Source organism: Galbitalea sp. SE-J8, assembly GCF_030345695.1.
In the GTDB taxonomy this organism is placed as follows: Bacteria; Actinomycetota; Actinomycetes; order Actinomycetales; family Microbacteriaceae; genus JAUASV01.
This window is the reverse complement of sequence record NZ_JAUASV010000044.1, coordinates 1-5,552: the sequence shown is the minus strand read 5'-3', so window position 1 is coordinate 5,552 and position 5,552 is coordinate 1. Positions and strand designations below refer to the sequence as shown.

The window sequence follows — 5,552 nt, the reverse complement described above, 5'->3', positions numbered from 1 at the left end:
GAGATCAGCCCCGAGGGCCTGCGCGGTGACGTGTGGGGGCGGGTGTGTCCGATCCTTGAGAACTCAACAGCGTGCACTATGTCATATGCCAAATTATCCTCGTCGGCTCTTCGGAGTCGTTGAGAATTCCTTTGGATTAATTGATTGTCAGTAGACAGTCTTTGGTCAGACAAACTCGCGTTCCCTCACCGTTTTCCCGGCGGGGTTCGCATTGTTCTTTTATGGAGAGTTTGATCCTGGCTCAGGATGAACGCTGGCGGCGTGCTTAACACATGCAAGTCGAACGGTGAAGGGGGAGCTTGCTCTTCTGGATCAGTGGCGAACGGGTGAGTAACACGTGAGCAATCTGCCCCGGACTCTGGGATAAGCGTTGGAAACGACGTCTAATACTGGATATGAGACTCGAAGGCATCTTCTGTGTTTGGAAAGATTTTTCGGTCTGGGATGAGCTCGCGGCCTATCAGCTTGTTGGTGAGGTAATGGCTCACCAAGGCGACGACGGGTAGCCGGCCTGAGAGGGTGACCGGCCACACTGGGACTGAGACACGGCCCAGACTCCTACGGGAGGCAGCAGTGGGGAATATTGCACAATGGGCGGAAGCCTGATGCAGCAACGCCGCGTGAGGGATGACGGCCTTCGGGTTGTAAACCTCTTTTAGTAGGGAAGAAGCGAGAGTGACGGTACCTGCAGAAAAAGCACCGGCTAACTACGTGCCAGCAGCCGCGGTAATACGTAGGGTGCAAGCGTTATCCGGAATTATTGGGCGTAAAGAGCTCGTAGGCGGTTTGTCGCGTCTGCTGTGAAAACTGGAGGCTCAACCTCCAGCCTGCAGTGGGTACGGGCAGACTAGAGTGCGGTAGGGGAGATTGGAATTCCTGGTGTAGCGGTGGAATGCGCAGATATCAGGAGGAACACCGATGGCGAAGGCAGATCTCTGGGCCGTAACTGACGCTGAGGAGCGAAAGCGTGGGGAGCGAACAGGATTAGATACCCTGGTAGTCCACGCCGTAAACGTTGGGAACTAGATGTAGGGACCATTCCACGGTTTCTGTGTCGCAGCTAACGCATTAAGTTCCCCGCCTGGGGAGTACGGCCGCAAGGCTAAAACTCAAAGGAATTGACGGGGGCCCGCACAAGCGGCGGAGCATGCGGATTAATTCGATGCAACGCGAAGAACCTTACCAAGGCTTGACATATACCGGAAAGTTCCAGAGATGGTTCCCCCGCAAGGTCGGTATACAGGTGGTGCATGGTTGTCGTCAGCTCGTGTCGTGAGATGTTGGGTTAAGTCCCGCAACGAGCGCAACCCTCGTTCTATGTTGCCAGCGCGTTATGGCGGGAACTCATAGGAGACTGCCGGGGTCAACTCGGAGGAAGGTGGGGATGACGTCAAATCATCATGCCCCTTATGTCTTGGGCTTCACGCATGCTACAATGGCCGGTACAAAGGGCTGCAATACCGTGAGGTGGAGCGAATCCCAAAAAGCCGGTCTCAGTTCGGATTGAGGTCTGCAACTCGACCTCATGAAGTCGGAGTCGCTAGTAATCGCAGATCAGCAACGCTGCGGTGAATACGTTCCCGGGCCTTGTACACACCGCCCGTCAAGTCATGAAAGTCGGTAACACCCGAAGCCGGTGGCCCAACCCTTGTGGAGGGAGCCGTCGAAGGTGGGATCGGTGATTAGGACTAAGTCGTAACAAGGTAGCCGTACCGGAAGGTGCGGCTGGATCACCTCCTTTCTAAGGAGCTTCTGGCGTGATGCCTTCGGGTGGATCGTCCAGGCGCCGGATCGAGACGGATGTTCTCGCCGGTTAGCTCATGGGTGGAACATGTGACATGGGCCATGCGCTGATGCGCTTGATCTCAGTACGCCACGTGCGCTTGTCGCGGTGGTGGGAACGGGTTGGGTGTGGGGGTGGGTGGCGTTGCACGCTGTTGGGTCCTGAGGGACCGGGCCGGCTGCGCGGGGACGTGTGGTCGTCTGGGATCTCGGGACTCGTGCCTGTCAGCGGTTGACTGCTGGTGGGGCGGGTACCGCCCGTATGTTGAGAACTACACAGTGGACGCGAGCATCTTAGAAGCGCGTGCGTGGTCCTGGGGTCGCCTTCGGGTGGGCTCGGGGTGGGTGCGCGTTTCGATAAACAAACAGGGTCCCGTCGTTTTTTGCGGTGGGGCCGCTCATGTGGATCAATTTTCTAAGAGCAGACGGTGGATGCCTTGGCATCTGGAGCCGAAGAAGGACGTATGAACCTGCGATAAGCCTCGGGGAGCTGGTAACAGAGCTGTGATCCGAGGGTGTCCGAATGGGGAAACCCCGCTAGGCGGCGTGAGCTGACCTGGTGACTCCCGCCTGAATATATAGGGCGGGTAGAGGGAACGTGGGGAAGTGAAACATCTCAGTACCCACAGGAAGAGAAAACAACAGTGATTCCGTTAGTAGTGGCGAGCGAAACCGGATGAGGCTAAACCGATCATGTGTGATAGCCGGCAGGTGTTGCATGGTCGGGGTTGTGGGACTTTCCGTTCGGGACTGCCGTTCCGTGAGCGTTACAGAGGGTGATAGACGAACAGTTTTGAAAGGCTGGTCATAGAGGGTGCCAACCCCGTAGTCGAAATTGCTGCTCTGGCGTGGAGAGTATCCCAAGTAGCACGGGGCCCGAGAAATCCCGTGTGAATCTGCCAGGACCACCTGGTAAGCCTAAATACTCCCAGATGACCGATAGCGGACAAGTACCGTGAGGGAAAGGTGAAAAGTACCCCGGGAGGGGAGTGAAATAGTACCTGAAACCGTCTGCTTACAAACCGTTGGAGCCTCCTTGTTGGGGTGACAGCGTGCCTTTTGAAGAATGAGCCTGCGAGTTAGTGATCAGTGGCGAGGTTAACCCGTGTGGGGTAGCCGTAGCGAAAGCGAGTCTGAATAGGGCGATTCAGTCGCTGGTCCTAGACCCGAAGCGAAGTGATCTACCCATGGCCAGGCTGAAGCGACGGTAAGACGTCGTGGAGGGCCGAACCCACTTCAGTTGAAAATGGAGGGGATGAGCTGTGGGTAGGGGTGAAAGGCCAATCAAACTTCGTGATAGCTGGTTCTCTCCGAAATGCATTTAGGTGCAGCGTTGCGTGTTTCTTGCCGGAGGTAGAGCTACTGGATGGCCGATGGGCCTCAACGGGTTACTGACGTCAGCCAAACTCCGAATGCCGGTAAGTGAGAGCGCAGCAGTGAGACGGTGGGGGATAAGCTTCATCGTCGAGAGGGAAACAACCCAGACTACCAACTAAGGTCCCTAAGCGTGTGCTAAGTGGGAAAGGATGTGGAGTTGCATAGACAACCAGGAGGTTGGCTTAGAAGCAGCCACCCTTGAAAGAGTGCGTAATAGCTCACTGGTCAAGTGATTCCGCGCCGACAATGTAACGGGGCTCAAGCACACCACCGAAGTTGTAGATTTCGCATGATAGCCAGGCATTCGTGTCCAGGCATGCGGAGTGGTAGGAGAGCGTCGTGTGGCGAGTGAAGCGGCGGAGTGATCCAGCCGTGGACGCCACACGAGTGAGAATGCAGGCATGAGTAGCGAAAGACGGGTGAGAAACCCGTCCTCCGAAAGACCAAGGGTTCCAGGGTCAAGCTAATCTGCCCTGGGTAAGTCGGGACCTAAGGCGAGGCCGACAGGCGTAGTCGATGGACAACGGGTTGATATTCCCGTACCGGCGAAGAACCGCCCAAGCCAATCCAGTAGTGCTAAGAGTCCTAACCCGTGCCATCGGATCCCTTCGGGGTGATGAGGTGCGGTCTAACGCTCGACCCCGTGCTGGTGCGGCTAGCGTATTAACAGGTGTGACGCAGGAAGGTAGCCGTACCGGGCGATGGTTGTCCCGGGGTAAGGATGTAGGGCGAGAGATAGGCAAATCCGTCTCTCACGATGCCTGAGATCCGACGCATATCCCTCACGGGAGAATTCGGTGATCCTATGCTGCCGAGAAAAGCATCGACGCGAGGTTCCAGCCGCCCGTACCCTAAACCGACTCAGGTGGTCAGGTAGAGAATACCAAGGAGATCGAGAGAATCGTGGTTAAGGAACTCGGCAAAATGCCCCCGTAACTTCGGGAGAAGGGGGGCCTGACACGTCATGGCACTTGCTGCCGGCAGCGTTGATGGCCGCAGAGACCAGTGGGAAGCGACTGTTTACTAAAAACACAGGTCCGTGCTAAGTCGCAAGACGATGTATACGGACTGACGCCTGCCCGGTGCTGGAAGGTTAAGAGGAGCGGTCAGCCGCAAGGCGAAGCTGCGAATTGAAGCCCCAGTAAACGGCGGTGGTAACTATAACCATCCTAAGGTAGCGAAATTCCTTGTCGGGTAAGTTCCGACCTGCACGAATGGCGTAACGACTTCCCAGCTGTCTCAACCGCGAACTCGGCGAAATTGCACTACGAGTAAAGATGCTCGTTACGCGCAGAAGGACGGAAAGACCCCGTGACCTTTACTACAGCTTTGTATTGGTGTTCGGTGTGGCTTGTGTAGGATAGGTGGGAGACGGTGAAACCCGGACGCCAGTTCGGGTGGAGTCATTGTTGAAATACCACTCTGGTCACTCTGGATATCTAACTTCGGACCGTGATCCGGTTCAGGGACAGTGCATGGTGGGTAGTTTAACTGGGGCGGTTGCCTCCCAAAAAGTAACGGAGGCGCCCAAAGGTTCCCTCAACCTGGTTGGTAATCAGGTGGCGAGTGTAAGTGCACAAGGGAGCTTGACTGTGAGACTGACAAGTCGAGCAGGGACGAAAGTCGGGACTAGTGATCCGGCAGTGGCTTGTGGAAGCGCTGTCGCTCAACGGATAAAAGGTACCTCGGGGATAACAGGCTGATCTTGCCCAAGAGTCCATATCGACGGCATGGTTTGGCACCTCGATGTCGGCTCGTCGCATCCTGGGGCTGGAGTAGGTCCCAAGGGTTGGGCTGTTCGCCCATTAAAGCGGTACGCGAGCTGGGTTTAGAACGTCGTGAGACAGTTCGGTCCCTATCCTCTGCGCGCGCAGGAAATTTGAGAGGATCTGTCCCTAGTACGAGAGGACCGGGACGGACGAACCTCTGGTGTGTCAGTTGTTCCGCCAGGAGCACCGCTGATTAGCTACGTTCGGAACGGATAACCGCTGAAAGCATCTAAGCGGGAAGCCGGCCTCAAGATGAGATTTCCAACCCCCACGGGGGGAGAGGCTCCCAGCCAGACTACTGGGTTGATAGGCCGGATGTGGAAGCGTGGCAACACGTGCAGCTGACCGGTACTAATAAGCCGACAAATTGACACCACCCCACCCCGACACGGGGTGCGGAGAGCGTGCTCGCGTCCACTATGTGGTTCCCGATATACGGTCGGAACCACACACACAACAACCACCGTTGTGTCGTGTAAAACCATTGATATATCAATAGTGTTTCGGCGGCCATAGCGAGAGGGAAACGCCCGGTCACATTCCGAACCCGGAAGCTAAGACTCTCTGCGCCGATGGTACTGCAAGGGCGACCTTGTGGGAGAGTAGGACACCGCCGGACTTCTT

Annotated in this window: 3 rRNA genes; all 3 read left to right on the top strand. The window is 56.3% G+C overall.

What is annotated here, in order from left to right:
- Positions 1-218: 218 nt before the first annotated feature.
- The 3 genes from QT381_RS15615 to rrf all read left to right on the top strand — a co-directional run bounded on the left by QT381_RS15615 (position 219) and on the right by rrf (position 5,547).
- A 16S ribosomal RNA gene (locus QT381_RS15615) occupies positions 219-1,741 on the top strand.
- A gap of 446 nt (positions 1,742-2,187) precedes the next feature.
- Positions 2,188-5,303 (top strand): 23S ribosomal RNA (locus QT381_RS15610).
- A 127-nt stretch (positions 5,304-5,430) separates the two neighbouring features.
- Positions 5,431-5,547, top strand: a 5S ribosomal RNA gene (gene rrf / locus QT381_RS15605).
- Together the 16S, 23S and 5S rRNA genes form the textbook arrangement of a ribosomal RNA operon.
- Positions 5,548-5,552: the final 5 nt, after the last annotated feature.